The organism is Klebsiella sp. Q2 (genome assembly GCF_009900705.1).
GTDB classification, from domain to species: domain Bacteria; phylum Pseudomonadota; class Gammaproteobacteria; order Enterobacterales; family Enterobacteriaceae; genus Klebsiella; species Klebsiella quasipneumoniae.
On record NZ_JAAABE010000003.1, the window covers coordinates 474,089 to 497,935 of the forward strand.

Genomic DNA, 23,847 nt, shown 5'->3' on the forward strand with positions numbered 1-23,847 from the left:
GGAACAGGATATGAAAAAAGCACTTCTGGTGGTGAGCTTTGGCACCAGCTATCACGACACCCGCGAGAAGAACATCGCCGCCTGCGAGCGCGATCTGGCCGCCAGCTGCCCGGACCGCACGCTGTTTCGCGCCTTCACCTCGGGGATGATTATTCGCAAACTGCAGCAGCGCGACGGCATCCATATCGATACCCCGCTGCAGGCCCTGCAAAAGCTGGCCGAGCAGGGGTACCAGGATGTGGCGATCCAGTCCCTGCACATTATCAACGGCGACGAGTACGAGAAGATCGTTCGCGAAGTGCAGAGCATGCGCCCGCGCTTTCAGCGTCTGACGCTGGGCGCGCCGCTGTTGAGCGGTCATGGCGATTACGTGCAGCTAATGCAGGCCCTGCGCCAGCAGATGCCGCCGCTGGCGGCGACGGAACGAGTGGTATTTATGGGGCATGGCGCCAGCCACCACGCCTTCGCGGCCTACGCCTGTCTGGATCATATGATGGCGGTGCAGGGTTTTCCGGCGCGGGTGGGGGCGGTGGAAAGCTATCCCGAAGTGGACATCGTGATTAACGAACTCGCTCGCCAGGGCGTGACCGGCGTGCACCTGATGCCGCTGATGCTGGTGGCCGGCGACCACGCCATTAACGATATGGCCTCGGACGAAGAGGACTCCTGGAAAACGCTGTTCAACGCCGCCGGTATCACGGCAACGCCGTGGCTGAGCGGGTTAGGGGAAAATCCGGCGGTGCGGGCGATGTTCGTCGCCCATCTGCAGCAGGCGCTGAATAACGCGATGGAGAAAGCAGCATGAGCGGCAAACTGTACGCCCTGAGCACCGGGCCGGGGGCGGCCGATCTGATCACTGTGCGTGCGGCGCGGATCCTCGGCCAGCTGGATGTGCTGTATGCGCCAGCCGGTCGCAAAGGCGGCGACAGCCTGGCCCTCTCCATCGTGCGCGAGTACCTTGGCGCACACACGGAGGTCCGCTGCTGCCATTTTCCGATGAGCGCCGACAGCGCGGAAAAAGAGGCGGTGTGGAACGATGTCGCCGCGGCGCTGGCCCAGGAAGTGGCGGCGGGCAGGCAGGTCGGATTTATCACCCTCGGCGATGCCATGCTGTTCAGCACCTGGGTCTTTCTGCTGCAGCGGATTGGCTGCCCGGACTGGCTGGAGATTGTCCCTGGCGTTACCTCCTTCGCCGCCATCGCTGCGCGGGCGAAAACCCCGCTGGCCATGGAGCAGCAGTCGCTGGCGGTGATCTCCTGCACCGCGCCGGAAGCGGACATTGCCGCGGCGCTGCGCCAGCATGACAGTCTGGTTCTGATGAAAGTCTACGGCCGCTTCGCCCGCATAAGGGCGCTGCTGGCGCAGGCGGGGCTGCTGGATGCGGCGCTGATGATGTCAGAGGCCACCCTGCCGGGTGAGCAGTGCTGGCGCAGCCTGCGCGAGGTCAGCGATGACCAGCCGCTGCCCTATTTCTCGACCATCCTGGTTAACAAACAGTGGGAGGAGGCGTAATGAATCAGGTGCAATCGCTGAAGCAGCTTTCGTATGGGGGGCTGGCGGCTGCTGTTCTGCTGATCATCGTCCCACAGGAGGCGTTCGCCATGCATATCATGGAGGGCTTTTTGCCGCCGATGTGGGCGCTGGCGTGGTGGCTGCTGTTTTTACCCTGCCTGTGGTACGGCCTGGTGCGCCTGCGGCGTATCGTCCAGGAAGAGAGCAATCAGAAGGTGCTGCTGGCTCTCTGCGGGGCGTTTATTTTTGTTCTTTCGGCGCTGAAGATCCCGTCGGTGACCGGCAGCTGCTCGCATCCCACCGGCGTTGGTCTGGCGGTGATCCTCTTCGGGCCGGGCGTAGTGGCGGTGCTGGGGGCGATCGTTCTGCTGTTCCAGGCGCTGCTGCTGGCGCATGGCGGCCTGACCACCCTTGGCGCCAACGGGATGTCGATGGCGGTGATCGGTCCGATGGTCGGCTATCTGGTGTGGAAGCTGGCCTGTCGGGCGGGGATCCGTCGCGATGTCGGGGTCTTTCTCTGCGCCATGCTGGCGGATCTGATGACCTACTTTGTCACCTCCGTCCAGCTCGGGGTGGCCTTTCCCGATCCGGCAACCGGAGCAGGTGGATCGATCGCCAAGTTTATGGGCATCTTCTGCCTGACGCAGATCCCGATCGCCATCGCGGAAGGGTTGCTCACCGTGATGATCTACGATCAGCTAACCAAACGGCGACTGATCGCCGCGGAGGGACATTAATATGAAAAAGACCCTGATCCTGTTGGCGATGGTGGTCGCCCTGATGATCCTGCCATTTTTTATTAACCACGGCGGCGAGTTTGGCGGCTCGGACGGCGAAGCGGAGAGCCAGATCCAGGCGGTGGCGCCGGATTATCAACCCTGGTTCCAGCCGCTATATGAACCGGCGAGCGGAGAGATTGAGAGCCTGCTGTTTACCCTGCAGGGCTCGCTGGGCGCGGCGGTGATTTTTTACATTCTCGGATATGCGAGGGGCAGACAGCGCCGTGATGACCGGGTTTGACCGACTCAGCTACCAGAGCCGCTGGCTGCAGGTGGCGCCAGAGCGGAAGTTTCTGCTCTGGCTGCTGCTGATGGCGCTGGCCTTTACGCTTCCGGCGTGGGGCCAGGCGCTGACGCTGGCGTTAACCGCCGCGCTGACCTGCTGGCCGCTACGGGTCTCATTCTGGCGCTGGTGCCGCTGGATGGCGCTGCCCTTTGGCTTTTTGCTGGTCGGCGTGCTGACCATTCTGTTCAGCGTCAGCCGCGACCCGCAGATGCTGTTAGCGAGCTTTCGGCTGGGCGCTTTCTCGATAGGGATTTCCGCCCAGGGGCTGGCCGTGGCCGGGGAGACTTTCTGGCGCAGCCTGGCGGCGATGGCGGCGACGCTCTGGCTGGTGCTCAATCTGCCTTTCCCGCAGTTGATTATTTTACTCAAGCGCGGTCGTGTACCGCGACTGCTGACGGAGCAGATCCTGCTGACCTGGCGCTTCATTTTTATTCTGTTGGACGAGGCGATGGCGATTCACCGCGCGCAAACCCTGCGTTTTGGCTATGGTAGCGTGCCGCAGGGCTATCGCTCGCTGGCGATGCTGGTGGGACTGCTGTTCACCCGCGTCCTCCTGCGCTATCAACAGATGAGCACGGCGCTGGATATCAAATTGTACCAGGGTGATTTTCACCTCTAAGGATAAGTATGCTTGCCACAACCGATCTCTGGTTTCGCTATCAGGATGAGCCGGTGCTTAAAGGGCTGACGCTGGATTTTTCCCGCCATGCGGTGACCGGCCTGGTGGGGGCCAACGGCTGCGGAAAGTCGACGCTGTTTATGAACCTGAGCGGCCTGCTGCGCCCGCAGAGCGGGGCGGTGCTATGGCAGGGAAAACCGCTGGACTACAGCAAGCGCGGCCTGCTGGCGCTGCGCCAGCAGATGGCGACGGTGTTTCAGGATCCGGACCAGCAAATCTTCTATACCGATATCGACAGCGATATCGCTTTTAGTCTGCGTAACCTCGGGGTGGCGGAAGAGGAGATCGCCCGCCGGGTGGACGAGGCGCTGACCCTCGTCGATGCCCAGGGATTTCGCCAGCAGCCGATCCAGTGCCTCAGTCATGGGCAGAAAAAACGGGTGGCGATCGCCGGGGCGCTGGTGCTGCAGGCGCGCTACCTGCTGCTTGACGAGCCCACCGCGGGCCTCGATCCCCGCGGGCGCGCGCAGATGATCGCCATCATCCGGCGCATTGTCGGGCAGGGGCGGCGCGTAGTGATCTCCAGCCACGATATCGATCTGATCTATGAGGTGAGCGACGCCGTTTACGTTCTGCGGCACGGCGAAGTGCTGGCCGAAGGGGAACCCGGCGAGGTGTTTGCTTGCGCGGAGACCATGGCCCGGGCGGGATTGACCCAGCCGTGGCTGGTGAAACTTCATAGCGAACTGGGGCTGCCGCTGTGTAAAACCGAAGCGGAGTTTTTTCAGCGGATGCGCAACGATGCGATAGGCGCGATTAAGGAGGCGTCATGACGCTGGCGATTATGTTACAGGGCACCGCTTCCGACGTCGGGAAAAGCGTGCTGGTGGCGGGACTGTGCCGCATTTTTTATCAGGATGGACTGCGCACCGCGCCGTTTAAATCACAGAATATGGCGCTGAACTCCGGCATTACGCCGGATGGCAAAGAGATGGGCCGGGCGCAGATTTTCCAGGCCGAAGCAGCCGGGATCGCCCCGGATGTCCGCATGAATCCGATTTTGCTCAAGCCCACCAGCGACCGTCAGGCGCAGGTGGTGCTGATGGGGGAGGTGGCGACCAGCATGGACGCGGTGAGCTATCACCAGTACAAGCCACGCCTGCGCGAGCAGATCCTCGCGGTCTACCAGAGCCTGGCCGGGGAGTATGAGGCGCTGGTGCTGGAAGGGGCCGGCAGCCCAGCGGAAATTAACCTGCGCGACCGCGATATCGTCAATATGGGCATGGCCGAAATGGCGCAGTGCCCGGTGATCCTGGTGGCCGACATCGACCGCGGCGGGGTATTTGCCGCGATTTACGGCACGCTGGCGCTGCTGCAGCCCGAGGAGCGAGCGCGGGTGAAAGGCGTGATTATCAATAAATTCCGCGGCGATGTGGCGCTCCTGCGCTCGGGGATCGAGCAGATCGAGGCGTTGACCGGCGTGCCGGTGCTGGGCGTTATGCCGTGGCTTGAAGTTGACCTTGAGGATGAGGACGGCGTGGCGCTGCAGGCCGGGAAATACCACCGCACCGACCGGCGCGATATCGACATCGCCGTCGTTCACCTGCCGCATATTGCCAATTTTACCGACTTTAACGCCCTGGCGGCGCAGCCTGACGTCCGGGTGCGCTATGTCCGCGACCCGCAGGCGCTGGCCGACGCCGACCTGGTCATTCTCCCGGGCAGTAAAAATACCCTCGGCGATCTGTGCTGGCTGCGTGAAAGCGGCATAGCGCACGCGGTCGAGCAGGCCCGGCAGCGCAAGGTGCCGCTGCTGGGGATCTGCGGCGGCTATCAGATGCTCGGCGAAACCATTATCGATGAGGTGGAGTCTGGCCTTGGCACCCAGCCCGGACTGGGGGTGCTGAAGACCGTGACCCACTTCGCCCAGCGCAAAACCACCACTCAGGTGCAGGCGACCCTGGAGGCTAACCTCCCGGACTGGTTAGCCGACGCGGCGGGGCTGCGGGTCAGTGGCTACGAAATTCATATGGGCGAGACGCGCCGCGAGGCAGGTTGCGCGCCGCTGCTGCTGCTGCATAAAGCGGGACAGTCAGTGGCAGACGGCGCGTTCAGCGACGACGGCCTGGCGTTCGGCACCTATCTCCATGGCCTGTTCGACAGCGATGCCTTTACCCGGGCGCTGGTTAACGGCCTGCGTCAGCGCAAAGGGCTGGCGCCGCTGGACAGCGCCCTGGAGTATGCCCGCTATAAAACCCGCCAGTTTGACCTGCTGGCCGATGCCATGCGCGAACATATCGCCATCGATCAAATTTACGCCATCATGCGCCAACATCAGGAGCCCCTATGCTGACTTTGGTTACCGGCGGCGCGCGCAGCGGCAAAAGCCGCCATGCCGAGGCGCTGATTGCCGATGCGCCGCAGGTTTTATATATCGCCACCTCGCAAATCTTTGACGACGAGATGGCCGCAAGGATCCAGCATCATCGCGACGGCAGGCCCGCCCACTGGCGCACCGCCGAGCGCTGGCAGCAGCTTGATGAACTGATCACCCCGGATATCGCCCCAGAGGAGGCGATTTTGCTGGAATGCATTACCACCATGGTCACCAACCTGCTGTTCGCGCTCGGCGGCGACAGCGACCCCGACGGCTGGGATTACGCCGCCATGGAGCGGGCTATTGATGACGAAATTGGCGTGCTGATTGCCGCCTGTCAGCGCTGCCCGGCGCACGTCGTGCTGGTGACCAACGAGGTGGGGATGGGCATTGTGCCGGAGAACCGCCTGGCGCGGCATTTTCGTGATATCGCCGGGCGGGTCAATCAGCGCCTGGCGGCCGCGGCAGATGCGGTCTGGCTGGTGGTCTCCGGCATCGGCGTCAAAATCAAATAACTCAATCGCTGGCCGACCGGGCCAGCCCTGGCAGGGATTCTGTATGCAAAGCGTAAACGAGGTACTGCGGGCGATCCCCGCGCCGGACGCCGACGCCATGGCGCGGGCACAGCAACACATCGACGGCTTACTCAAGCCCCCCGGCAGCCTCGGGCGTCTGGAGGCGCTGGCGGTGCAGCTGGCGGGAATGCCCGGCCTGGGCGGCCAGCCGCAGGTGGCGAAAAAGGCTCTGCTGGTGATGTGCGCCGACCATGGGGTATGGGACGAAGGGGTGGCGATTTCGCCGAAGGCGGTCACGGCCATCCAGGCCGCCAATATGACCCGCGGCACCACCGGCGTCTGCGTGCTCGCCGCCCAGGCCGGGGCGCAAGTGCACGTGATTGATGTCGGGATCGATAGCGAACCGCTGCCCGGCGTGGTGAATATGCGGGTGGCGCGGGGCTGCGGCAATATTGCCCGCGGCCCGGCCATGAGCCGCGAGCAGGGGCAGGAGCTGCTGCTGGAGGTGATGCGCTACACCCGCGCGCTGGCGCAGGAGGGCGTGACTCTGTTTGGCGTCGGCGAACTGGGGATGGCCAATACCACGCCGGCGGCGGCGATGGTCAGCGTCCTGACCGGCAGCGATGCGCAGGAGGTGGTTGGGATTGGCGCCAATTTGCCGCTGGCGAAGGTTGGCAACAAGGTGGAGGTCGTGCGGCGGGCTATCGCCCTTAATCAGCCCGACCCGAAGGATGGCCTCGACGTGCTGAGCAAAGTCGGTGGATTTGATCTGCTGGGGATGACCGGCGTCATGCTGGGGGCGGCGTCCTGCGGGCTGCCGGTGGTGCTGGATGGCTTTCTCTCTTACGCGGCGGCGCTGGCGGCGTGCCGGATAGCGCCGGCGGTAAAACCGTATCTGATCCCGTCCCACTATTCGGCGGAGAAGGGGGCGCGTATCGCGCTGGCGCACCTCGGACTCGAACCGTATCTCAATATGGGTATGCGGCTGGGGGAAGGCAGCGGCGCGGCGCTGGCGATGCCGATCGTCGAGGCGGCCTGTGCGATGTACCATCGCATGGGCATGCTGGCGGCCAGCAATATTGTGTTACCTAAGGGTTAAGCAGGAGATGGGGGCGGCAATGGCCGTTCCCGTTTGCGGCAGAGGTTTTGCCGGCGGCAGAAACAAAAAAACACCCTTGAGGGTGTTTATGATGTTGGTTGCGGGGGCCGGATTTGAACCGACGACCTTCGGGTTATGAGCCCGACGAGCTACCAGGCTGCTCCACCCCGCGTCACCGTACTGCTTCACGTTGTCAAATTTGATTGGTTGCGGGGGCCGGATTTGAACCGACGACCTTCGGGTTATGAGCCCGACGAGCTACCAGGCTGCTCCACCCCGCGTCACCGTACTGCTTTACTTCATCAAATTTTAATTGGTTGCGGGGGCCGGATTTGAACCGACGACCTTCGGGTTATGAGCCCGACGAGCTACCAGGCTGCTCCACCCCGCGTCCGTGGAAGCGCACTATACTCCGCTAGCGAGATGATGCAACCTTTTTTCGACCAAATCGACATTTTTGTATGAATTGGCTTATAAAACGCCACGTTGTGGTGTTTTTTTACACAAATCTGTGCCATCGATGAGATCGCGCATTTCAATAGCTCTGGCGCTTTGTTATCTTCAACACGCACTAAGGCTTCGCAGCAAAAGATGAGACACCATGAAAGGACGTTGGGCAAAATACGTAGCGACGGGGGCAATGCTGGCTATGCTCGCCGCCTGTTCCTCAAAACCGACCGACCGCGGTCAGCAATATAGCGATGGCAAGTTCACCCAGCCGTTTTCACTGGTAAACCAGCCGGATGCCGTCGGGGCGCCGATCAACGCCGGCGACTTCTCCGAGCAGGTTAATCAAATTCGTAACGCCTCTCCGCGCCTCTATAACAGCCAGAGCAACGTCTATAACGCGCTGCAGGAGTGGCTGCGCGCCGGCGGCGACACCCGCACGCTGCGCCAGTTTGGCATCGACGCCTGGCAGATGCAGGGCGTCGACAACTATGGCAACGTCCAGTTTACCGGCTACTACACGCCGGTGGTGCAGGCGCGCCACACCCGTCAGGGCGAATTCCAGTACCCCATTTACCGGATGCCGCCGAAGCGCGGCAAGTTGCCGTCCCGCGCCAGCATTTATGCGGGCGCGCTGAGCGACAACTATGTGCTGGCGTACAGCAATTCGCTGATGGATAACTTCATCATGGACGTGCAGGGCAGCGGCTATATCGATTTTGGCGACGGTTCGCCGCTCAACTTCTTTAGCTATGCCGGGAAAAACGGCTGGCCCTATCGCAGCATCGGCAAAGTGCTGATCGACCGCGGGGAAGTGAAGAAAGAAGATATGTCGATGCAGGCGATCCGCGAGTGGGGTGAAAAGCACAGCGAAGCGGAAGTGCGCGAGCTGCTGGAGCAGAACCCGTCGTTCGTGTTCTTTAAACCACAGTCTTTCGCGCCGGTGAAAGGCGCCAGCGCCGTGCCGCTGATCGGCCGCGCCTCGGTGGCCTCCGACCGGTCGATTATTCCGCCGGGAACCACCTTGCTGGCCGAGGTACCTCTGCTGGATAATAACGGCAAGTTTAACGGCCAGTACGAACTGCGTCTGATGGTCGCCCTCGACGTTGGCGGGGCCATCAAAGGCCAGCATTTCGACATCTATCAGGGCATTGGGCCTGACGCTGGCCACCGTGCCGGCTGGTATAACCACTACGGCCGCGTATGGGTGCTGAAAAACGCGCCAGGCGCGGGAAATGTTTTTAGCGGCTAACACCCCTGGCCGTGCCTGTTGACCAGGGCGCCCGGATGACGCCGTTTGCGGCGGCCTCCGGGCGCTGTCATTTTGTTCTGAGGTCCTATGTCTGTTGTAATCAGCGATGCCTGGCGCCAGCGTTTTGGCGGTACGGCACGTTTATATGGTGAAAAAGCGCTGCAATGTTTTGCCGACGCCCACGTCTGCGTGGTCGGGATCGGCGGGGTCGGCTCGTGGGCGGCGGAAGCGCTGGCGCGGACCGGCATCGGGGCGATCACCCTTATCGATATGGACGATGTCTGCGTTACCAATACCAACCGCCAGATCCACGCCCTCAGCGGCAACGTCGGGCTGGCGAAAGCGGAGGTGATGGCGGAGCGTATTCGCCTGATCAACCCGGAGTGCCGGGTGACGGTGGTGGATGATTTCGTAACCCCGGAAAACGTGGCCGAATACCTTGGCGCCGGCTTCAGCTATGTCATCGACGCCATCGATAGCGTCCGGCCAAAAGCGGCGCTTATCGCCTGGTGCCGCCGCTACAAAGTGCCGCTGGTCACCACCGGCGGGGCGGGCGGCCAGATTGACCCAACGCAGATCCAGGTCGCTGACCTGGCGAAGACCATCCAGGATCCGCTGGCGGCTAAACTGCGCGAGCGGCTGAAAAGCCAGTTTGGGGTGGTGAAAAACAGTAAAGGCAAGCTCGGCGTGGACTGCGTATTCTCTACGGAAGCGCTGGTCTACCCGCAGGCGGACGGCAGTGTCTGCGCGATGAAGAGCACGGCGGAAGGACCGAAGCGGATGGACTGCGCTGCCGGCTTTGGCGCGGCGACGATGGTGACCGCGACCTTCGGGTTTGTCGCGGTGTCGCATGCCCTGAAGAAGATGCTGGCGAAAGCGCAGCGCGACGCTGCGGCTTCCGGGAAGTAGTTCGGCGGGTAAGCGAAAGCTTGAGATTAGCGCTCGCGGGCGGCGGCGAGCACCGCCTCGCTCAGGGCGCTGAGGCCCTGGCTGCGTGAGGCGCTGAGCTGGCCGCGCAGCCCCAGCTCGTCGAACAGCGCCAGCGGATCCTGTGCCAGCAGCTCAGCGGCGCTTTTGCCTTCCACGGCGGTTAAAAGTACCGCCAGCAGACCGCGCACAATCCTTCCTTCGCTGTCGCCAAAGAAGTGCAGCCTGCCCTCGGCGTCCTCCTCATAGCCCAGCCAGACGCGGTTCTCACACCCGGCAATCTCATGGGCCTGCGCTTTGCGCTCATCGGTCAGCGTCGGCAGCTTTTTGCCCAATAAAATCAGCTGCCGATATTTATCCTCCCACTGGTTCAGCGGGGCGAAGGTCTGGCGCAGCGTGGCGTCGGTAATGGTCGTGCCGAAGGGGTGCAGGGTCGTCATTAATCCACCAAAATTTCCAGGGCGCGATCCACCGCGTGGACCAGCGCCGCAACATCGTCTTGGGTATTGTAGGGGGCGAAAGAGGCCCGCAGCGTGCCGCTGACTCCTAAAGCCGCCAGCAGCGGCTGGGCGCAGTGCTGCCCGGCGCGCAGGGCAATGCCGGACTCGGCCAGCAGCGTCACCAGATCGCTGTGATGAATACCGTCGAACTCAAAGGCGAGCAGGCTTGACTGCTGGCAGCGGAAAGAGCGGAAGCCCGGCCGTTTCGCCAGCGCCTCTTCCGCCAGGCTCGCCAGGCTGCGGCTCCAGTTTTCCGCCTGGCCGATATCGCTCTGCGCCAGCCACTCCAGCGCGGCGCTGAGGCCGATAACCCCGGCGACATTGGGCGTACCGGCCTCAAGGCCATAAGGGGCCGGCTGTGGCGTAAAGCCGTCAAAGCTGACTTCGGCGATCATCTTCCCGCCGCCGAGCCAGGGCGACATCGCCGCCAGCAGTTCGCTTTTGCCGTACAGGGCGCCGATCCCGGTCGGGCCATACAGCTTATGGCCGGAAAAGGCGTAAAAATCGATATCCAGCGCCTGCACGTCCGCGGGGAAATGTACCGCCCCCTGCGCGCCGTCGACCATCACCACCATCCCGGCGGCGTGAGCAAGGCGGATGGCCTGAGCCAGGTCCGGGCAGCCGCCGGTGACGTTGGACATCTGGCCGATGGCCAGCACCCGGCTGCGCGGGGTAATGAGCGCGCTGAGGCTGGCGATATCCGGCAGGCGGTCGGCGCCGAGCGGCAGCTTGACCACTCTGGCGCCGGTTTGCCCGGCCACCATAAGCCAGGGCACGAGGTTGGCATGATGCTCGGCTTCGCTAACGAGAATTTCATCGCCAGGCTGCAGGCGCGGCCGGACGTAGCTCTGCGCCACCATATTGATGGCCTCGGTGGTCCCCCGCGTCCAGACGATATCTTTGCCTGAGGGGGCGTTCAGCCACGCCGCCACGCGCTCGCGGGCCGCCTCATAGCGCTCGGTCAGCCGCTGGGCGGCGGCGAATTGACTGCGGTGGACGTTGCCGGCGCTCAGGCGATAAAACTGGTCGCTGGCGTCGATCACCGCCTGCGGTTTGAGCGCCGTCGCCGCGCTGTCGAGATAGACGCCGGCATCGGCCAGAGCCGGAAACTGCGCGCGAAAGTGCGCAGGGTTGAATGCGTTCATGGAATTCCTCGTATCAATACCGCGATCGTCGCGCAATTTGTCGGGCGTGACAAGGCCTCTGCGCTCTGTGGAATTGTCCGAATGTGACTCCACGTGGGTCAAAGAGGGTTATGCTGAAAAGTGTTGGGTTTGTGTTTTAACCTATTACTTAACGAGTCACGAATAGTATAAATAGCCGTAAGGAGAGAAAAATGAAAATGACTAAGGCCGCTGCGATTATCTCTGCCTGTATGCTGACTTTAGGCCTGAGCGCCTGTTCCTCTAACTATGTGATGCATACCAATGATGGGCGGACCATCGTTACCGACGGGAAACCGCAAACCGATAATGATACTGGCATGATCTCGTATAAGGACGCGTGGGGCAACAAACAGCAGATCAATCGCTCTGACGTGAAACAGCTGGGTGAGCTGGACGAGTAAGGCAGTAAAAAGGCAAAAAAAAGCACCGCGCGTTGCGGTGCTACATTAAATCACTATGGACAGACAGGGTAAATGTACAGGAAGTGAAAAGGGGTAGCCTTGCTACCGGGGTCTGCAAAGACAGACCAATTGCAAACACAACAACACAACATCACAACCGTAAGCCAAAAGCTTGATGGAACACGCATTCCAAAAAAAGCTTCTCGTTCCGGCTCAGGAAGTGCCGCCACTATAGGTATTTGCTGGTAGAACCTCAACGGACAATTTATAATGGCTCAGATAAAAAAAACTAATAGGTTAACCATTGTTTCCTATTTGTTAAATTGAGTTAACATCTAAGCCAGAATAACCATGTCGAAGCGATTACCTCCTCTGAATGCATTACGTGTTTTTGATGCAGCCGCACGCCATCTCAGCTTCACTCGGGCAGCCGATGAGCTTTTTGTGACGCAGGCCGCAGTCAGCCACCAAATCAAGTCTCTCGAGGATTTTCTGGGCCTTAAGCTGTTCCGTCGGCGCAATCGTTCGCTGCTGTTAACGGAAGAAGGGCAGAGCTATTTTCAGGATATTAAAGAGATTTTTTCGCAACTGACGGAAGCGACGCGTAAACTGCAGGCGCGCAGCGCCAAAGGGGCATTAACGGTCAGTTTATTGCCAAGTTTCGCCATCCAGTGGCTGGTGCCGAGACTGACAAGCTTTAACTCAGCTTATCCGGGAATCGACGTCAGGATCCAGGCGGTGGACCGTCAGGAGGATAAGCTGGCGGACGATGTCGATGTGGCGATTTTTTACGGTCGCGGCAACTGGCCGGGCCTGCGTGTGGAAAAACTGTACGCCGAGTATCTGCTGCCGGTCTGTTCCCCGCTGCTGCTCACCGGCGATAAAGCATTGAAAACGCCTGCCGATCTGGCGCAACATACGCTGCTTCACGATGCGTCCCGCCGCGACTGGCAAACTTATACCCGCCAGCTTGGTCTAAGCCATATTAATGTGCAGCAGGGGCCGATTTTCAGCCACAGCGCGATGGTGCTGCAGGCGGCCATTCACGGGCAGGGCGTGGCGCTGGCCAACAATGTCATGGCGCAGTCCGAAATTGAAGCCGGTCGCCTGGTGTGTCCATTTAATGATGTTCTGGTCAGTAAGAATGCGTTTTACCTTGTTTGCCATGACAGTCAGGCAGAACTGGGTAAAATAGCCGCTTTCCGGCAGTGGATTCTGGCGAAAGCGGCAAGTGAACAAGAAAAATTCCGCTTTCGTTATGAACAATAATTACTTGTAGGGTAACAACATGACCAGCCGTTTTATGCTGATATTCGCCGCGATTAGCGGCTTTATCTTTGTGGCTCTGGGTGCCTTCGGCGCGCATGTCTTAAGTCAATCGCTCGGCGCGGCGGAGATGGCCTGGATCCATACCGGCCTGGAGTATCAGGCCTTCCATACCCTGGCGATTTTTGGTCTGGCGGTGGCGATGCAGCGTCGGATCAGTATCTGGTTCTACTGGAGTAGCGTGTTTCTGGCGTTAGGGACCGTGCTGTTCAGCGGCAGCCTCTACTGCCTGGCGCTCTCTCATTTACGCCTGTGGGCGTTCGTGACCCCGGTGGGCGGCGTGAGCTTCCTCGCCGGCTGGGTGTTAATGTTAATTGGTGCAATTCGTCTGAAACGTAAGGGCGTTGTTCATGAATAAGGTTGTCCTCTATTGTCGCCCTGGGTTTGAGAAAGAGTGCGCAGCAGAAATTACCGATAAGGCAGCCCGCCTCGAGGTGTTTGGTTTCGCCCGGGTCAAAGAAGACTCTGGCTATGTGATTTTTGAAGGCTATCAGCAGGATGATGGCGAGAAGCTGGTGCGCGATCTGCCGTTCAGCTCGCTGATCTTCGCCCGCCAGATGTTTGTGGTGGGCGAACTGCTGCGCGACCTGCCGCCGGAGGATCGCATTACGCCGATCGTCGGCATGCTGCAGGGCGTGGTGGAGAAGGGCGGCGATCTGCGCGTCGAGGTGGCGGACACCAACGAAAGCAAAGAGCTGATGAAGTTCTGCCGCAAGTTTACCGTGCCGCTGCGCGCGGCGCTGCGCGAAGCGGGCGTCCTGACCAGCTATGAAACGCCGAAGCGTCCGGTGGTGCATGTGTTCTTTATCGCCCCGGGCTGCTGCTATACCGGCTACTCGTACAGTAACAATAACTCGCCGTTCTATATGGGCATTCCGCGGCTGAAGTTTCCGTCCGACGCGCCGAGCCGCTCCACCCTCAAGCTGGAAGAGGCGTTCCACGTTTTTATTCCGGCGGACGAGTGGGACGAGCGCCTGGCGAACGGCATGTATGCCGTCGACCTCGGCGCCTGCCCGGGCGGCTGGACCTATCAGCTGGTGAAACGCAACATGTGGGTCTCTTCGGTCGATAACGGCCCGATGGCCCAGAGCCTGATGGATACCGGCCAGGTGACCTGGCTGCGTGAAGACGGTTTCCGCTATCGTCCTAACCGCAATAACATCTCGTGGATGGTCTGCGATATGGTGGAAAAGCCAGCGAAAGTGGCGGCGCTGATGGCGCAGTGGCTGGTCAACGGCTGGTGCCGGGAGACCATCTTCAACCTCAAGCTGCCGATGAAAAAGCGCTATGAAGAGGTGTCGCAGAATCTGGCCTACATTCAGGCCCAGTTGGACGAGCACGGCGTTAACGCCCAGATCCAGGCGCGTCAGCTGTATCACGATCGTGAAGAGGTGACCGTTCACGTGCGTCGCCTCTGGGCCGCCGTTGGCGGACGTCGCGACGAGCGTTAATCACTCACCCTGAGGCCAGAGACGCGCATGTCCTCTGGCCTTCGCCGCATGCTTAAGGCTGAGGCGCATCCGACACAATATGCGTCACCTCATCCAGATGACCAATCCTCGCTTCGCCGGAGCGGTTGAACTTGCTTTTGTCGATCAGCAGCAGCGACTGCGCCGCCCGCTTAAGCAGGATCGATTTGAAGTCGGCATTGAAGGCATTGGAGTCCCACAGCGCGCCCTGCGGGTCGATGCCTTCGCAGGAAAAAATAAACAGATCGATCTCCAGCGATTTCAGCTGGGAAATCAGCGCCGGGTTAACGTAGCAGCCATATTTCCGCTGCAGAGTACCGCCGGAGCAGGTGAGCATGATCTGGTCGCGTTTAGCCAGCTCCTGACAGATGGGCTGGCTGTTGGTAAAGACGTGCAGCGGGCGGTCCGGCAGCTGGCGGGCGAGATACCAGCAGGTGGAGCTGGCATCGAGGGCGATGACCATCCCTTCGTCAATCCAGGCCAGCGCTTCGCGGGCGATATCGGCTTTATGCGCGTAATGGCTTTTCAGCCGCATGTGAAAAGGGTCGCCGCTGTCCTGGCTGCGCTGGTGGATCACTTTAGCCCGGCCGTGGTTGCGCAGCACTTTGCCCTGCGCCTGCAGCTCGCTGAGATCGCGGCGAATGGTTTCCCTGCTGACGTTGAGCTGTTTTGACAACGTTTCGGTGGTCAGGCTGCTGTGGTTGATCAGGAGATCGACGATCGCCTGCTGGCGGGCCGCTTTCATTTATTCTCACCCCATCATTGATTGAGCGTCTGCATCAGGCAGACGCTCCGGCATGAGATTACGGCGTGACTCCTTTTTTTAAAAGGATATTTCCGTACTTAGCGCACTCTCCTGTGATAACGATCGCAAAGGCTTTTTGCGCCCGGTCGTAGAAGGCAAAGCGGTCAATCCGCACGATATCCGGGCAGGGGGCCTGCGCCGAAAGCGCCTGCCGATAGCGCTGTTCCACCGTCGGGTCGAGCGCATCGCCTTCGACGGCGGCCATCATCACCAGCGGCGGCGCATAGCTGTCTAACTCGAACAACGGGATAATCGCCTGCAGCAGATCGCTGACCCGCAGGCCGTCGGCCCGAATCACCTGCGGACCCATGCTGTGCGCCGGGAAGTGGGCATCGGAAAAAATAATTTCATCCCCATGGCCCATTTCGGCCAGCACTTTCAGCAGTTCCGGCGATATCAGCGGGGAAATGGTTTTGAGCATCTCAGACTTCCTCTGTTAATTCAGGTTCAGTTTGCGGCCAAAAATAGCGGTAGCGGTACGCGACCTGCGCTCTGGCCTGTTCCGGGGAAGAGAACTCGCCCACGCCATACCAGCCAAACATCGCCGCGCCGGCCACCGTGGTTTCGGCATCGTCGAGAACTTTGATCGGTATTCCCAGCCGGTCAGCCTTGATCTGGTTCCACAGCGCGTTGCGGCTGCCGCCGCCGACCAGCAGCAGCTCTTGCGCCCGGAAGCGGCCGATGTTTTCCAGGGTTTGCAGATGCTTCGCCAGCTGGTCGCTTAACCCCTCCAGCGCGGCGCGGTAAAAATGGCCGCGGGTGGTGTTGAGCGTGACGCCCTGCCAGCCGGCGTGCTGGCTGGCGAGCAGGTCGCACTGCATTCTGACGCCCTGGGCACCGGGCGGGATCGCCTGCGCTTCGTCAATCAGCGTTTGCCACGGCGTGTCAGTGTTCCACAGTAGCTTGCGCACCCACTCGAGCACGCCGGAGGCCAGCCACTGCATCCCCGGGTTATAGCGTCCCGGCTGGCTGTCCAGCTCGCAAGTGGAGCCGCTGTAGTCGCAGAGCAGCGAGGTGTCGACCTGCGCGCTGCGCACCATCAGGATCTCCCAGGTCCCTGAGGAGAGCACCGGCTCATCCTGCCCGGCGCCGGCGCCAAACAGGGCGAACTGGGTGTCGTGCCCGGCCGAGATAACCGGGACCCCGACGGGAAGGCCCAGCAGCGCAGCGGCCTCCGGCAGCAGGGCGCCGATCGGCTGGCCTGCTTCAACCAGCTGCGGGAACAGGCGGCGCGGCAGGCCGGTCGCCTGCAGGATCGGCGCGCTGAAATCGCGCTGTCGGAGATCGAGCATCTGGCTGGTGCCCGCCATGGTGAGGTCGGTGGTGAACTCCCCGGTCAGCCGATGGTTGATCAGCGACGAAATAAACAGCCAGGCATGGGCCTGCGCCAGCAGCTGCGGGTGGTTCTCTTTCAGCCAGATCAGCTTATACAGGGTGTTGAATGCAAAGGCGCCGACGCCGGCGATTTGCTGCAGCTGGCGCGCGGACATATACCGGCTGATGGTGTCCATTACCGCCGCGGTGCGCGGGCATTTCCAGCTGATTATCGGATACAGCGGCGCACCCTGCTCATCCACCAGCGCGCCATCGACGCCAAAGGTCGTGACGGTGATGCCGCGCACCGTGCAGGAGGCCAGCTGGTCATGGATCTGCCGACAGCAGTCGGCAAAGCGCTGCATAATGGCCTCCAGCGACCACTGGTGCCAGTCGCTTTTTTCCGCCGCAATGTCGCTGGCGTTCGCCGTTGCGGCGCGGGCGATAATGTTCCCCTGTCGGTCAACGGCCATCGCCCGCACGTTCGTGGCGCCGCAGTCGAGGACCAGGATTACGTCTTGCTTCATAGTGACTCCCGAAACAACATTGCCGAATGGCGCGGCGCTTATCCGGCCTACAAACAGCGCGCGTCTGTAGGCCCGGTAAGCCTGCGCCACCGGGCTAAACCCACCTGTTAACGCTTATACAGCGGCCCGTAGTTCTGGCAGGCGCGGTAGTCCTGGCCTTCGATGTCCATACCGTGCGCGGCCCAGGCGGAGGGGCGGTAGATTTTCGCCGCTTCCACGTTGTGCATGCAGACCGGAATGCGCAGCATGGCGGCGAGGGTAATGAAATCCGCGCCGACATGGCCGATGGTCAGCACGCCGTGGTTGGCGCCCCAGTTAGCCATGACCGAGTACACATCGCTGAACGGGCCTTTGCCGGTCAGGCGCGGGGCAAACCAGGTGGTGGGCCAGGTGGAGTTGGTGCGGGCGTCGAGCTGGTCGTGCATCGCTTTGGGCAGCGCCACGCTCCAGCCTTCGGCGATTTGCAGTACCGGTCCCAGGCCTTTGATGATGTTCACCCGGGTCATGGTGAACGGCACGCCGCCTTCGGTCAGGAAGCGGGAAGAGAAGCCGCCGCCGCGGAAGTATTCATGGATCGCCGGGCACCATTCGGTGGCCGCGAGGCAGGCATCCGCCTCGTTCTGCTCAATCTCCCAGTGAGGTTTCATCGTCGGGTTGCCCTGCGCGTCGCGCTGCTGGCAGGAGCCGTCCAGCGCCGCGGAGCCGGAGTTAATCAGGTGAATGATGCCGTGCTCCGCCCGGCCGGTGAGCGGCTGCCCGGTGACGCGCTCTACGGCCTCCGGCGACCAGTAGGTGCGCACGTCGGCAAACACCTGGGCAGTGCCGGTGAGCTGGTGGCCCATCAGCATGGCCACGCCGTTGAGGCTGTCGTTTTCGGTGGCGACGACGAACGGCTCGCGCACGCCGTTCCAGTCAAAGGAGCTATTGAGCAGCGCTTCGGCGGTATCGCCATTGGGGTATTGATCGGTCCAGTGACGCTGGCCCTGGAAGCCGGCGGCGATGGCGTTGTAGCCCAGCGACTCCTCCACCAGCCCTTTTTCCGCCAGCTTCGCGTTGCCCTGCATCATGTCGCGGATGCACATCGCCATCAGCAGGCTCTCTTTCAGCACCGCGCGGCTCTGCGCCTCATTGCGCTTATACTGCTCGGCGTTCTGATCTTCGCCGTAGCGGAAATGTTTATCCGCCCACGCCAGCGCCATCTCCAGCTCGATTTCATCATAGATTTTCTGATCGATTCGCCGGCGCAGCTCCGTCATGTCGACAGCCTGAACCTTCATCCCGAGCCAGGATTCAAAGAAGTTGTGGTCGACGATGGAGCCGGCGATGCCCATTGAGACGCCGCCCAGCGACAGATAACTTTTCCCTTTCATACTGGCGACCGCCAGGCCAGCGCGAGCGAAGCGCAACAATTTTTCTTCGACATCCGCCGGGATCGAGGTGTCATCGGCATCCTGCACATCATGCCCGTAGATGGAGAACGCCGGGATCCCTTTCTGGCTGTGGGCCGCCAGCGTCGCGGCCAGATAGACCGCTCCCGGACGCTCGGTGCCGTTGAAGCCCCAGATGGCCTTCGGGCGCAGCGGATCCATATCGATGGTTTCGCTGCCGTAGCACCAGCAGGGGGTGACGGTGATGGTGACGCCAACGTTCTGGCTGCTGAATTTCTCTTCACAGGCGGCCGACTCGGCCATGCCGGCGATGCAGGTATCGGCGATCACGCACTCCACCCGGGCGCCGCAGGCATGGCGCAGCTTCTCACTGATAAGCGCGGCGGTGGCTTTCGCCATGTTCATGGTTTGCGCTTCCAGCGATTCGCGAACCCCCATGCGACGACCATCGATTACCGGGCGGATACCGATCTTCGGTAAGCTGATTTTTTTCATTACAGATCCCTCAGGTTATGCGGATAACAGGTTTAGTTCGTCGCCGCTTGCGAGCGGAAACGGGCAAAAATAAAGATGATGGCGAAGCACAGCGCCGGAACCAGTTCGGCGGTCGGGATATTGCCGGCGGCGTCGCTGACAAAGCCCATTACCGGGGTGACGATCCCGCCGCCGATGATGGTCATGACGATAAATGACGAGCCATATTTGGTGTCCTGGCCCAGGTGCTTAATCCCCAACGAGAAGATGGTCGGGTACTGAATGGACATAAAGGCGCTGCACAGGGTCAGGGCCAGCAGACCGACGTGGCCGCCGCTGAAGGCGGAGAGCAGACAGAGCAGCATGGCGATAAGCGCATAGATAGCGAGCACGTTATGCGGCGCGAAGCGGCGGATCAGCCAGGTGCCGGTGAAACGGCCAATAAAGAAACAGACCATGGTGCCGGTCAGGTAGTTGGCGGCGAAACCGGCCGTCATGCCCGGGATCTCTTCGACAGCGTAGCGAATCAGATAGCTCCAGCAGGCGGTTTGCGCACCGACATAGCAGAACTGAGCCAGTACCGCCCAGCGCCAGTGGCGGATGCGCATCAGGCGCGACAGCGAGGCGAGAAACGTGCTCTGCGCGCTGTCGCTGTGGTCATCGCTTTGCAGCGACGGGAAACGGGTACAGACGATCAGCAGGGCGACCAGCAGCACGATGGCCACGATAATCATATAGGGGGTTTGTACCGACAGGACCAGGCTGTGCTTCCAGGCGCCGAGCTGCTCTGGCGTCATTTTATCCAGCACCTCCTGCGGCTGATGCGGGACGTTGGACAAAATAAGGCTCTGGCCAAATACCACGGCAATAATGGCGCCAAATGAGTTAAAGGTCTGGGCCAGATTCAGGCGGAAGTGACCGCCGCTTTCCGGACCGAGGACGGTGACAAATGGGTTGGCCGCGGTTTCCAGACAGCCAAGCCCGGCGGCGATAATAAATAACCCAATCAGGAATAAGGTGTAATTCATTACTTCGGCGGCAGGCCAGAACAGCGCGGCGCCGCAAGCATATAAAAACAGACCCGTAAGAATGCCGGCTTTATAGCTGAATTTTTTCATCAGCATCCCGGCGGGGATGGGAATAATAAAATAGCCAAAATAAAAAGCCGACTGGATTAATCCGGCCTGAAAATTAGTCAGGGTAAAGGCCTGTTGAAACTGCGGTAATAAAATATCATTGAGATTATTGGCCACGGCCCACAGAAAAAAGAGGGAGCACAGCAGAGCAAAAGGAATAATGTAGCTCTTACTTTGCCCGCTCTCCATGGCGCGGTAACTTTGCGTTGGTATCGTTGTGTTTCCCATAGCGTCCTCATCAGTTCAGAAGCATTTACAACAGCATTCAGGGCGCAGTCTGGTGCTGCAGCAGACCGCAAAATTAAGTGAGCTCAGGTGACGCGCCGGTGAGTGAAATGAAAGTCACGGCGGAACTCATGGCTTCATTTTCAAATAAAAACCGCCTGTTAATATGATGAGGGTCACACTTAACGCTCTGTGGACCATTTTATGTGATAATTGTCACTTTAATTTTTCAAAATGACTGACCGTTTGAGGAAATAAATTCACAAAACCACAACGCCAATGACCGATTGAATATATATCGTGGAAAACGGGCAAATGTTACAGAAAAATAAAATGCCCGCTTGAAGAAATATTTTTAAGAACGGGCATTTTCAACATCCGCTTAACCAGTCACATCCCTTTTTTTATGATGGAATAATTGACCTGGTTCACAAAATATGGCGATGGAAATTCCCCTGCGATTATTCAGGCTGAAGATGGAGAACATTATTCAACCTATCCCACGGTCGCCAACAATAATTACGTTGCCCTGCCGTTGACGGATGATGAGTCGCTAAAAGAGGAAAACAATGGAAAGAAACAGACTGGCCCGGCAGATTATCGATACCTGCCTGGAAATGACCCGCCTGGGGTTAAATCAGGGGACCGCCGGCAATGTCAGCGTGCGCTATCAGGGGGGGATGCTGATCACGCCCACCGGCATCCCCTATGAAAAACTGACGGAAGACAAGATCGTCTTTATTGATGCCGACGGCCAGCATGAGCAGGGAAAACTGCCCTCCAGCGAATGGCGTTTCCATCAGGCGGCCTACCAGACGCGGCCCGATGCCCAGGCGGTAGTTCACAATCACGCAGTCCATTGTACGGCGGTATCGATCCTCAACCGGCCAATTCCGGCCATCCACTATATGATCGCCGCCGCCGGCGGGAATTCGATCCCCTGCGCGCCCTATGCCACCTTCGGCACCCGCGAACTGTCTGAGCATGTCGCGGTGGCGCTGAAGCACCGCAAAGCCACGCTGCTGCAGCATCATGGCCTGATCGCCTGCGAGGCCAGCCTGGAGAAAGCGCTCTGGCTGGCGCATGAAGTGGAAGTCCTGGCCCAGCTCTATCTCAGCACCCTGGCGATTACCGACCCGGTCCCCGTGCTGGATGACGAGGCGATCGCCATCGTGCTGGAGAAGTTTAAAACCTACGGATTACGCATTGAAGAGTGATGCCGCAACCCTAACAGGAGAGACGCGATGGCAAACCGAATGATCCTCAACGAAACGGCGTGGTTTGGCCGGGGGGCGATAAACGCATTAACCGATGAAGTGATGCGGCGCGGTTATCGCAAGGCATTGATCGTGACCGACAGGACCCTCGCGAAGTGCGGCGTGGCGGCAAAAGTCACTGACAAACTGGACGCCGCCGGGCTGGCATGGGACATGTTCAGCGACGTGATCCCGAACCCCACCATCGCCGTGGTTCAGCAGGGGTTGCAGGCCTTTCAGCGCAGCGGGGCGGATTACCTGATCGCCATCGGCGGCGGTTCGCCGCAGGATACCTGTAAGGCGATCGGTATTATTCAGCGTAACCCGGCGTTCGCCGATGTTCGCAGCCTGGAGGGGCTGTCGCCCACCCGTCAGCCCAGCGTGCCGATCTTCGCGGTGCCGACCACCGCGGGGACCGCGGCGGAGGTGACGATTAACTATGTCATCACCGATGAAGAACAGCGGCGCAAATTCGTCTGCGTCGACCCGCACGATATTCCGCAGGTGGCCTTTATCGATGCCGATATGATGGACGCCATGCCGCCGACGCTGAAGGCGGCCACCGGCGTGGACGCCCTGACGCACGCTATCGAAGGGTACCTCACTCGCGGCGCCTGGGCATTGACCGATGCGCTGCACCTCAAGGCCATCGAGATCATCGCCGGCGCGCTACGCGGCTCGGTTGCCGGCGACGCCGGAGCGGGGGAAGCTATGGCGCTCGGCCAGTATGTGGCGGGAATGGGATTTTCCAACGTCGGGCTTGGCCTGGTGCACGGCATGGCGCATCCGCTCGGCGCTTTTTACAACACGCCGCACGGCGTGGCGAATGCCATCCTGCTGCCGCACGTGATGCGCTTTAATGCTGAGGCGACCGGGGAAAAATATCGCGATATCGCCAGGGCGATGGGCGTCAAAGGGGAAGCGTTAAGCCTGAGCGCCGCGCGTCTGGCGGCGGTGGAGGCGGTGTGCCAGCTAAACCGCGATGTCGGTATTCCCGGCCATCTGCGCGAGGTGGATGTCAGGAAAGAGGATATTCCGGCGCTGGCCCAGGCGGCGCTGGCGGATGTGTGTACCGGCGGCAACCCGCGCGAGGCGAGCCTGGCCGATATCGTCGAGTTATATCAGGCGGCCTGGTGAGGGGCCGGCCCGGGGGAAGCAGGCGGTGCCGCCGCGCCGGCACCACGCTCGGGTAGGGTCAGCGCGTCAGCCGCAGCTGCTGCAGATTGCCATCCAGCTGTAGGTCGGTCTGCAGGCGGGCCACTTCCCGGCAGGTGAAGGCCATCTCCTGATGCGCTGCCAGCTTTTTGCGCCACTTTTCCGGGACCTCTGCCAGGCGGGCATACAGCCCCTCCAGGTCCTGAAACTCGTTCAGCAGCTGGGCGGCGCTTTTCGGGCCAATGCCCGCCACGCCCGGCACCTTCGAGCTGCTGATCCCCGCCAGCCCCCAGTAATCCGCCAGCTGCTCCGGGGTGACGCCGAACTCACTGGCGATGAAGGGGGCGTCCAGCCAGCGCTTCTGAAAGTAGTCGCGGATGCGGATGGTGGGCGACAGCAGCTGGCAGTAGCCTTTGTCGGTGGAGACAATGGTGGCCTGATGGCCCGCCTGGGCCACCTTCACCGCCAGGGTGGCGGCGAGATCGTCCGCTTCGCTGCCCGGCGAGGCCCAGCAGCGGATCCCCCGCTGTTCGAAGGCGGCCCGCAGCGCCGGCATCTCGGCGACCAGCGTATCCGGCATCGGCGCGCGGCCGGCTTTGTACTCCGGCAGGCGCTGGTGGCGCCAGCCGTGGGCGCGATCCTCATCATCAAACACCGCCACCGCGTGGGTGGGCTGACTGTGGACAATCAGCTGCTCCAGCGCATGCAGGCAGGTATCGACGCAGGGCGAACCCTGCACCGCGTGGATGCGGCGGATCAGATTTAACGCGTCGACGATTAACAGATGAACAGCCACAGATACCCCCTTATTCTCAGCGTCTTTAGGGTAACATCGCCATCGGATCGAGGCTATCTGCGCCTGAACAATCAGGAAGATAACGCGCAATTTTCG

At 60.8% G+C, this 23,847-nt stretch carries 25 protein-coding genes and 3 tRNA genes; 17 read left to right on the plus strand and 11 right to left on the minus strand.

The features are described from left to right. Window positions 1-10 precede the first annotated feature (10 nt). Genes GT756_RS14050 through cobT form a run of 9 tightly spaced genes read left to right on the plus strand, consistent with a single transcriptional unit; the run spans window position 11 to window position 7,187 of the window. Window positions 11-805, plus strand: a complete 795-nt coding sequence (locus GT756_RS14050; protein WP_017899205.1) for a sirohydrochlorin cobaltochelatase — start codon at window positions 11-13, stop codon at window positions 803-805. Beyond that, the gene (locus GT756_RS14055) at window positions 802-1,512 is read left to right on the plus strand and encodes a cobalt-factor II C(20)-methyltransferase (protein ID WP_023319043.1); all 711 of its coding nucleotides are present in this window, start codon (window positions 802-804) and stop codon (window positions 1,510-1,512) included. Before GT756_RS14050 ends, GT756_RS14055 begins: the two co-directional genes overlap by 4 nt. Continuing rightward, entirely contained in the window at window positions 1,512-2,249 is a 738-nt protein-coding gene (cbiM, locus tag GT756_RS14060) for a cobalt ECF transporter S component CbiM (RefSeq protein WP_004205506.1), read from the plus strand. The genes GT756_RS14055 and cbiM overlap by 1 nt, the downstream gene beginning before the upstream one ends. 1 nt (window position 2,250) lies before the next feature. Next, window positions 2,251-2,532, plus strand: coding sequence for an energy-coupling factor ABC transporter substrate-binding protein (locus GT756_RS14065; protein ID WP_004205507.1), 282 nt, complete (start codon window positions 2,251-2,253; stop codon window positions 2,530-2,532). Further along, entirely contained in the window at window positions 2,519-3,196 is a 678-nt protein-coding gene (locus GT756_RS14070; protein WP_048325565.1) for an energy-coupling factor ABC transporter transmembrane protein, read from the plus strand. The genes GT756_RS14065 and GT756_RS14070 overlap by 14 nt, the downstream gene beginning before the upstream one ends. 8 nt (window positions 3,197-3,204) lie before the next feature. Beyond that, a complete protein-coding gene (locus GT756_RS14075) occupies window positions 3,205-4,029 on the plus strand; it encodes an energy-coupling factor ABC transporter ATP-binding protein (RefSeq protein WP_135699182.1) in 825 nt (274 codons plus the stop codon). Then, entirely contained in the window at window positions 4,026-5,549 is a 1,524-nt protein-coding gene (locus GT756_RS14080) for a cobyric acid synthase (protein ID WP_064178240.1), read from the plus strand. Before GT756_RS14075 ends, GT756_RS14080 begins: the two co-directional genes overlap by 4 nt. Next, window positions 5,543-6,088, plus strand: coding sequence for a bifunctional adenosylcobinamide kinase/adenosylcobinamide-phosphate guanylyltransferase (cobU, locus tag GT756_RS14085; protein WP_004205511.1), 546 nt, complete (start codon window positions 5,543-5,545; stop codon window positions 6,086-6,088). Before GT756_RS14080 ends, cobU begins: the two co-directional genes overlap by 7 nt. Window positions 6,089-6,131: 43 nt before the next feature. Next, window positions 6,132-7,187, plus strand: a complete 1,056-nt coding sequence (cobT, locus tag GT756_RS14090) for a nicotinate-nucleotide--dimethylbenzimidazole phosphoribosyltransferase (RefSeq protein ID WP_023319039.1) — start codon at window positions 6,132-6,134, stop codon at window positions 7,185-7,187. Window positions 7,188-7,282: 95 nt separating this feature from the next. Here the strand turns inward: cobT and GT756_RS14095 are convergent. From GT756_RS14095 to GT756_RS14105, 3 genes are all read right to left on the minus strand, one after another. After that, a tRNA-Met gene (locus tag GT756_RS14095) sits at window positions 7,283-7,359 on the minus strand. 32 nt (window positions 7,360-7,391) lie between these two features. Next, a tRNA-Met gene (locus tag GT756_RS14100) sits at window positions 7,392-7,468 on the minus strand. 33 nt (window positions 7,469-7,501) lie between these two features. After that, window positions 7,502-7,578, minus strand: a tRNA-Met gene (locus tag GT756_RS14105). A 210-nt stretch (window positions 7,579-7,788) separates the two neighbouring features. On the opposite strand from GT756_RS14105, the gene mltA reads away from it, so the two are divergent. Then, window positions 7,789-8,886, plus strand: coding sequence for a murein transglycosylase A (gene mltA, locus GT756_RS14110; protein ID WP_002915579.1), 1,098 nt, complete (start codon window positions 7,789-7,791; stop codon window positions 8,884-8,886). Window positions 8,887-8,973: 87 nt separating this feature from the next. Then, window positions 8,974-9,795 carry a tRNA cyclic N6-threonylcarbamoyladenosine(37) synthase TcdA gene (tcdA, locus tag GT756_RS14115; protein WP_004205514.1) on the plus strand — a complete coding sequence of 274 codons (822 nt, stop codon included), beginning with the start codon at window positions 8,974-8,976 and terminating at the stop codon, window positions 9,793-9,795. A gap of 26 nt (window positions 9,796-9,821) precedes the next feature. Here the strand turns inward: tcdA and csdE are convergent, their stop codons facing one another. After that, window positions 9,822-10,253 carry a cysteine desulfurase sulfur acceptor subunit CsdE gene (gene csdE, locus GT756_RS14120; RefSeq protein WP_080841384.1) on the minus strand — a complete coding sequence of 144 codons (432 nt, stop codon included), beginning with the start codon at window positions 10,251-10,253 and terminating at the stop codon, window positions 9,822-9,824. Further along, the gene (gene csdA, locus GT756_RS14125; RefSeq protein ID WP_004205516.1) at window positions 10,253-11,458 is read right to left on the minus strand and encodes a cysteine desulfurase CsdA; all 1,206 of its coding nucleotides are present in this window, start codon (window positions 11,456-11,458) and stop codon (window positions 10,253-10,255) included. The genes csdE and csdA overlap by 1 nt, the downstream gene beginning before the upstream one ends. Window positions 11,459-11,655: 197 nt before the next feature. Here csdA and GT756_RS14130 point away from each other — a divergent pair, with 197 nt between their 5' ends. The 4 genes from GT756_RS14130 (at window position 11,656) to rlmM (ending at window position 14,657) form a co-directional block, all read left to right on the plus strand. Further along, on the plus strand, window positions 11,656-11,880 hold the full coding sequence (locus GT756_RS14130; RefSeq protein ID WP_002915549.1) for a YgdI/YgdR family lipoprotein: 225 nt from the start codon (window positions 11,656-11,658) through the stop codon (window positions 11,878-11,880). A 351-nt stretch (window positions 11,881-12,231) separates the two neighbouring features. Next, a complete protein-coding gene (gene gcvA, locus GT756_RS14135; protein WP_002915545.1) occupies window positions 12,232-13,149 on the plus strand; it encodes a glycine cleavage system transcriptional regulator GcvA in 918 nt (305 codons plus the stop codon). A gap of 19 nt (window positions 13,150-13,168) precedes the next feature. Beyond that, window positions 13,169-13,564, plus strand: coding sequence for a DUF423 domain-containing protein (locus GT756_RS14140; RefSeq protein ID WP_002915543.1), 396 nt, complete (start codon window positions 13,169-13,171; stop codon window positions 13,562-13,564). Continuing rightward, complete coding sequence (gene rlmM, locus GT756_RS14145) at window positions 13,557-14,657, plus strand: 23S rRNA (cytidine(2498)-2'-O)-methyltransferase RlmM (RefSeq protein WP_004205518.1); 1,101 nt, start codon at window positions 13,557-13,559, stop codon at window positions 14,655-14,657. The genes GT756_RS14140 and rlmM overlap by 8 nt, the downstream gene beginning before the upstream one ends. Window positions 14,658-14,709: 52 nt before the next feature. Here rlmM and fucR read toward each other — a convergent pair whose 3' ends face one another. The 5 genes from fucR to fucP all read right to left on the minus strand — a co-directional run bounded on the left by fucR (window position 14,710) and on the right by fucP (window position 20,547). Then, the gene (fucR, locus tag GT756_RS14150) at window positions 14,710-15,420 is read right to left on the minus strand and encodes an L-fucose operon activator (protein WP_004205519.1); all 711 of its coding nucleotides are present in this window, start codon (window positions 15,418-15,420) and stop codon (window positions 14,710-14,712) included. Window positions 15,421-15,478: 58 nt separating this feature from the next. Beyond that, on the minus strand, window positions 15,479-15,901 hold the full coding sequence (fucU, locus tag GT756_RS14155) for an L-fucose mutarotase (RefSeq protein WP_017899197.1): 423 nt from the start codon (window positions 15,899-15,901) through the stop codon (window positions 15,479-15,481). 1 nt (window position 15,902) lies between these two features. Continuing rightward, complete coding sequence (fucK, locus tag GT756_RS14160; RefSeq protein ID WP_160124851.1) at window positions 15,903-17,321, minus strand: L-fuculokinase; 1,419 nt, start codon at window positions 17,319-17,321, stop codon at window positions 15,903-15,905. Between the two features lie 107 nt (window positions 17,322-17,428). Then, a complete protein-coding gene (gene fucI, locus GT756_RS14165; RefSeq protein WP_160124852.1) occupies window positions 17,429-19,204 on the minus strand; it encodes an L-fucose isomerase in 1,776 nt (591 codons plus the stop codon). A gap of 32 nt (window positions 19,205-19,236) precedes the next feature. After that, window positions 19,237-20,547, minus strand: coding sequence for an L-fucose:H+ symporter permease (gene fucP / locus GT756_RS14170; protein WP_048295492.1), 1,311 nt, complete (start codon window positions 20,545-20,547; stop codon window positions 19,237-19,239). Window positions 20,548-21,113: 566 nt separating this feature from the next. Here fucP and fucA point away from each other — a divergent pair. Then, on the plus strand, window positions 21,114-21,761 hold the full coding sequence (gene fucA, locus GT756_RS14175; protein WP_002915470.1) for an L-fuculose-phosphate aldolase: 648 nt from the start codon (window positions 21,114-21,116) through the stop codon (window positions 21,759-21,761). Window positions 21,762-21,788: 27 nt separating this feature from the next. Continuing rightward, entirely contained in the window at window positions 21,789-22,937 is a 1,149-nt protein-coding gene (gene fucO, locus GT756_RS14180) for a lactaldehyde reductase (RefSeq protein WP_064178245.1), read from the plus strand. A 58-nt stretch (window positions 22,938-22,995) separates the two neighbouring features. On the opposite strand, the gene xni is transcribed toward fucO, so the two are convergent. After that, a complete protein-coding gene (gene xni / locus GT756_RS14185; RefSeq protein WP_023319031.1) occupies window positions 22,996-23,751 on the minus strand; it encodes a flap endonuclease Xni in 756 nt (251 codons plus the stop codon). Window positions 23,752-23,847: the final 96 nt, after the last annotated feature.

What these genes read in the sequence shown, in the direction of transcription:
- GT756_RS14055 (WP_023319043.1), top strand. Translation starts at nt 802, where the DNA reads ATGAGCGGCAAACTGTACGCCCTGAGCACCGGGCCGGGGGCGGCCGAT.
- fucR (WP_004205519.1), bottom strand. Translation starts at nt 15,420, where the DNA reads ATGAAAGCGGCCCGCCAGCAGGCGATCGTCGATCTCCTGATCAACCAC.
- rlmM (WP_004205518.1), top strand. Translation starts at nt 13,557, where the DNA reads ATGAATAAGGTTGTCCTCTATTGTCGCCCTGGGTTTGAGAAAGAGTGC.
- fucA (WP_002915470.1), top strand. Translation starts at nt 21,114, where the DNA reads ATGGAAAGAAACAGACTGGCCCGGCAGATTATCGATACCTGCCTGGAA.
- csdE (WP_080841384.1), bottom strand. Translation starts at nt 10,253, where the DNA reads ATGACGACCCTGCACCCCTTCGGCACGACCATTACCGACGCCACGCTG.
- GT756_RS14075 (WP_135699182.1), top strand. Translation starts at nt 3,205, where the DNA reads ATGCTTGCCACAACCGATCTCTGGTTTCGCTATCAGGATGAGCCGGTG.
- fucU (WP_017899197.1), bottom strand. Translation starts at nt 15,901, where the DNA reads ATGCTCAAAACCATTTCCCCGCTGATATCGCCGGAACTGCTGAAAGTG.
- GT756_RS14065 (WP_004205507.1), top strand. Translation starts at nt 2,251, where the DNA reads ATGAAAAAGACCCTGATCCTGTTGGCGATGGTGGTCGCCCTGATGATC.
- fucO (WP_064178245.1), top strand. Translation starts at nt 21,789, where the DNA reads ATGGCAAACCGAATGATCCTCAACGAAACGGCGTGGTTTGGCCGGGGG.
- GT756_RS14080 (WP_064178240.1), top strand. Translation starts at nt 4,026, where the DNA reads ATGACGCTGGCGATTATGTTACAGGGCACCGCTTCCGACGTCGGGAAA.
- csdA (WP_004205516.1), bottom strand. Translation starts at nt 11,458, where the DNA reads ATGAACGCATTCAACCCTGCGCACTTTCGCGCGCAGTTTCCGGCTCTG.
- cobT (WP_023319039.1), top strand. Translation starts at nt 6,132, where the DNA reads ATGCAAAGCGTAAACGAGGTACTGCGGGCGATCCCCGCGCCGGACGCC.
- GT756_RS14140 (WP_002915543.1), top strand. Translation starts at nt 13,169, where the DNA reads ATGACCAGCCGTTTTATGCTGATATTCGCCGCGATTAGCGGCTTTATC.
- GT756_RS14130 (WP_002915549.1), top strand. Translation starts at nt 11,656, where the DNA reads ATGACTAAGGCCGCTGCGATTATCTCTGCCTGTATGCTGACTTTAGGC.
- fucP (WP_048295492.1), bottom strand. Translation starts at nt 20,547, where the DNA reads ATGGGAAACACAACGATACCAACGCAAAGTTACCGCGCCATGGAGAGC.
- fucI (WP_160124852.1), bottom strand. Translation starts at nt 19,204, where the DNA reads ATGAAAAAAATCAGCTTACCGAAGATCGGTATCCGCCCGGTAATCGAT.
- fucK (WP_160124851.1), bottom strand. Translation starts at nt 17,321, where the DNA reads ATGAAGCAAGACGTAATCCTGGTCCTCGACTGCGGCGCCACGAACGTG.
- cbiM (WP_004205506.1), top strand. Translation starts at nt 1,512, where the DNA reads ATGAATCAGGTGCAATCGCTGAAGCAGCTTTCGTATGGGGGGCTGGCG.
- GT756_RS14050 (WP_017899205.1), top strand. Translation starts at nt 11, where the DNA reads ATGAAAAAAGCACTTCTGGTGGTGAGCTTTGGCACCAGCTATCACGAC.
- cobU (WP_004205511.1), top strand. Translation starts at nt 5,543, where the DNA reads ATGCTGACTTTGGTTACCGGCGGCGCGCGCAGCGGCAAAAGCCGCCAT.
- gcvA (WP_002915545.1), top strand. Translation starts at nt 12,232, where the DNA reads ATGTCGAAGCGATTACCTCCTCTGAATGCATTACGTGTTTTTGATGCA.
- tcdA (WP_004205514.1), top strand. Translation starts at nt 8,974, where the DNA reads ATGTCTGTTGTAATCAGCGATGCCTGGCGCCAGCGTTTTGGCGGTACG.
- mltA (WP_002915579.1), top strand. Translation starts at nt 7,789, where the DNA reads ATGAAAGGACGTTGGGCAAAATACGTAGCGACGGGGGCAATGCTGGCT.
- GT756_RS14070 (WP_048325565.1), top strand. Translation starts at nt 2,519, where the DNA reads ATGACCGGGTTTGACCGACTCAGCTACCAGAGCCGCTGGCTGCAGGTG.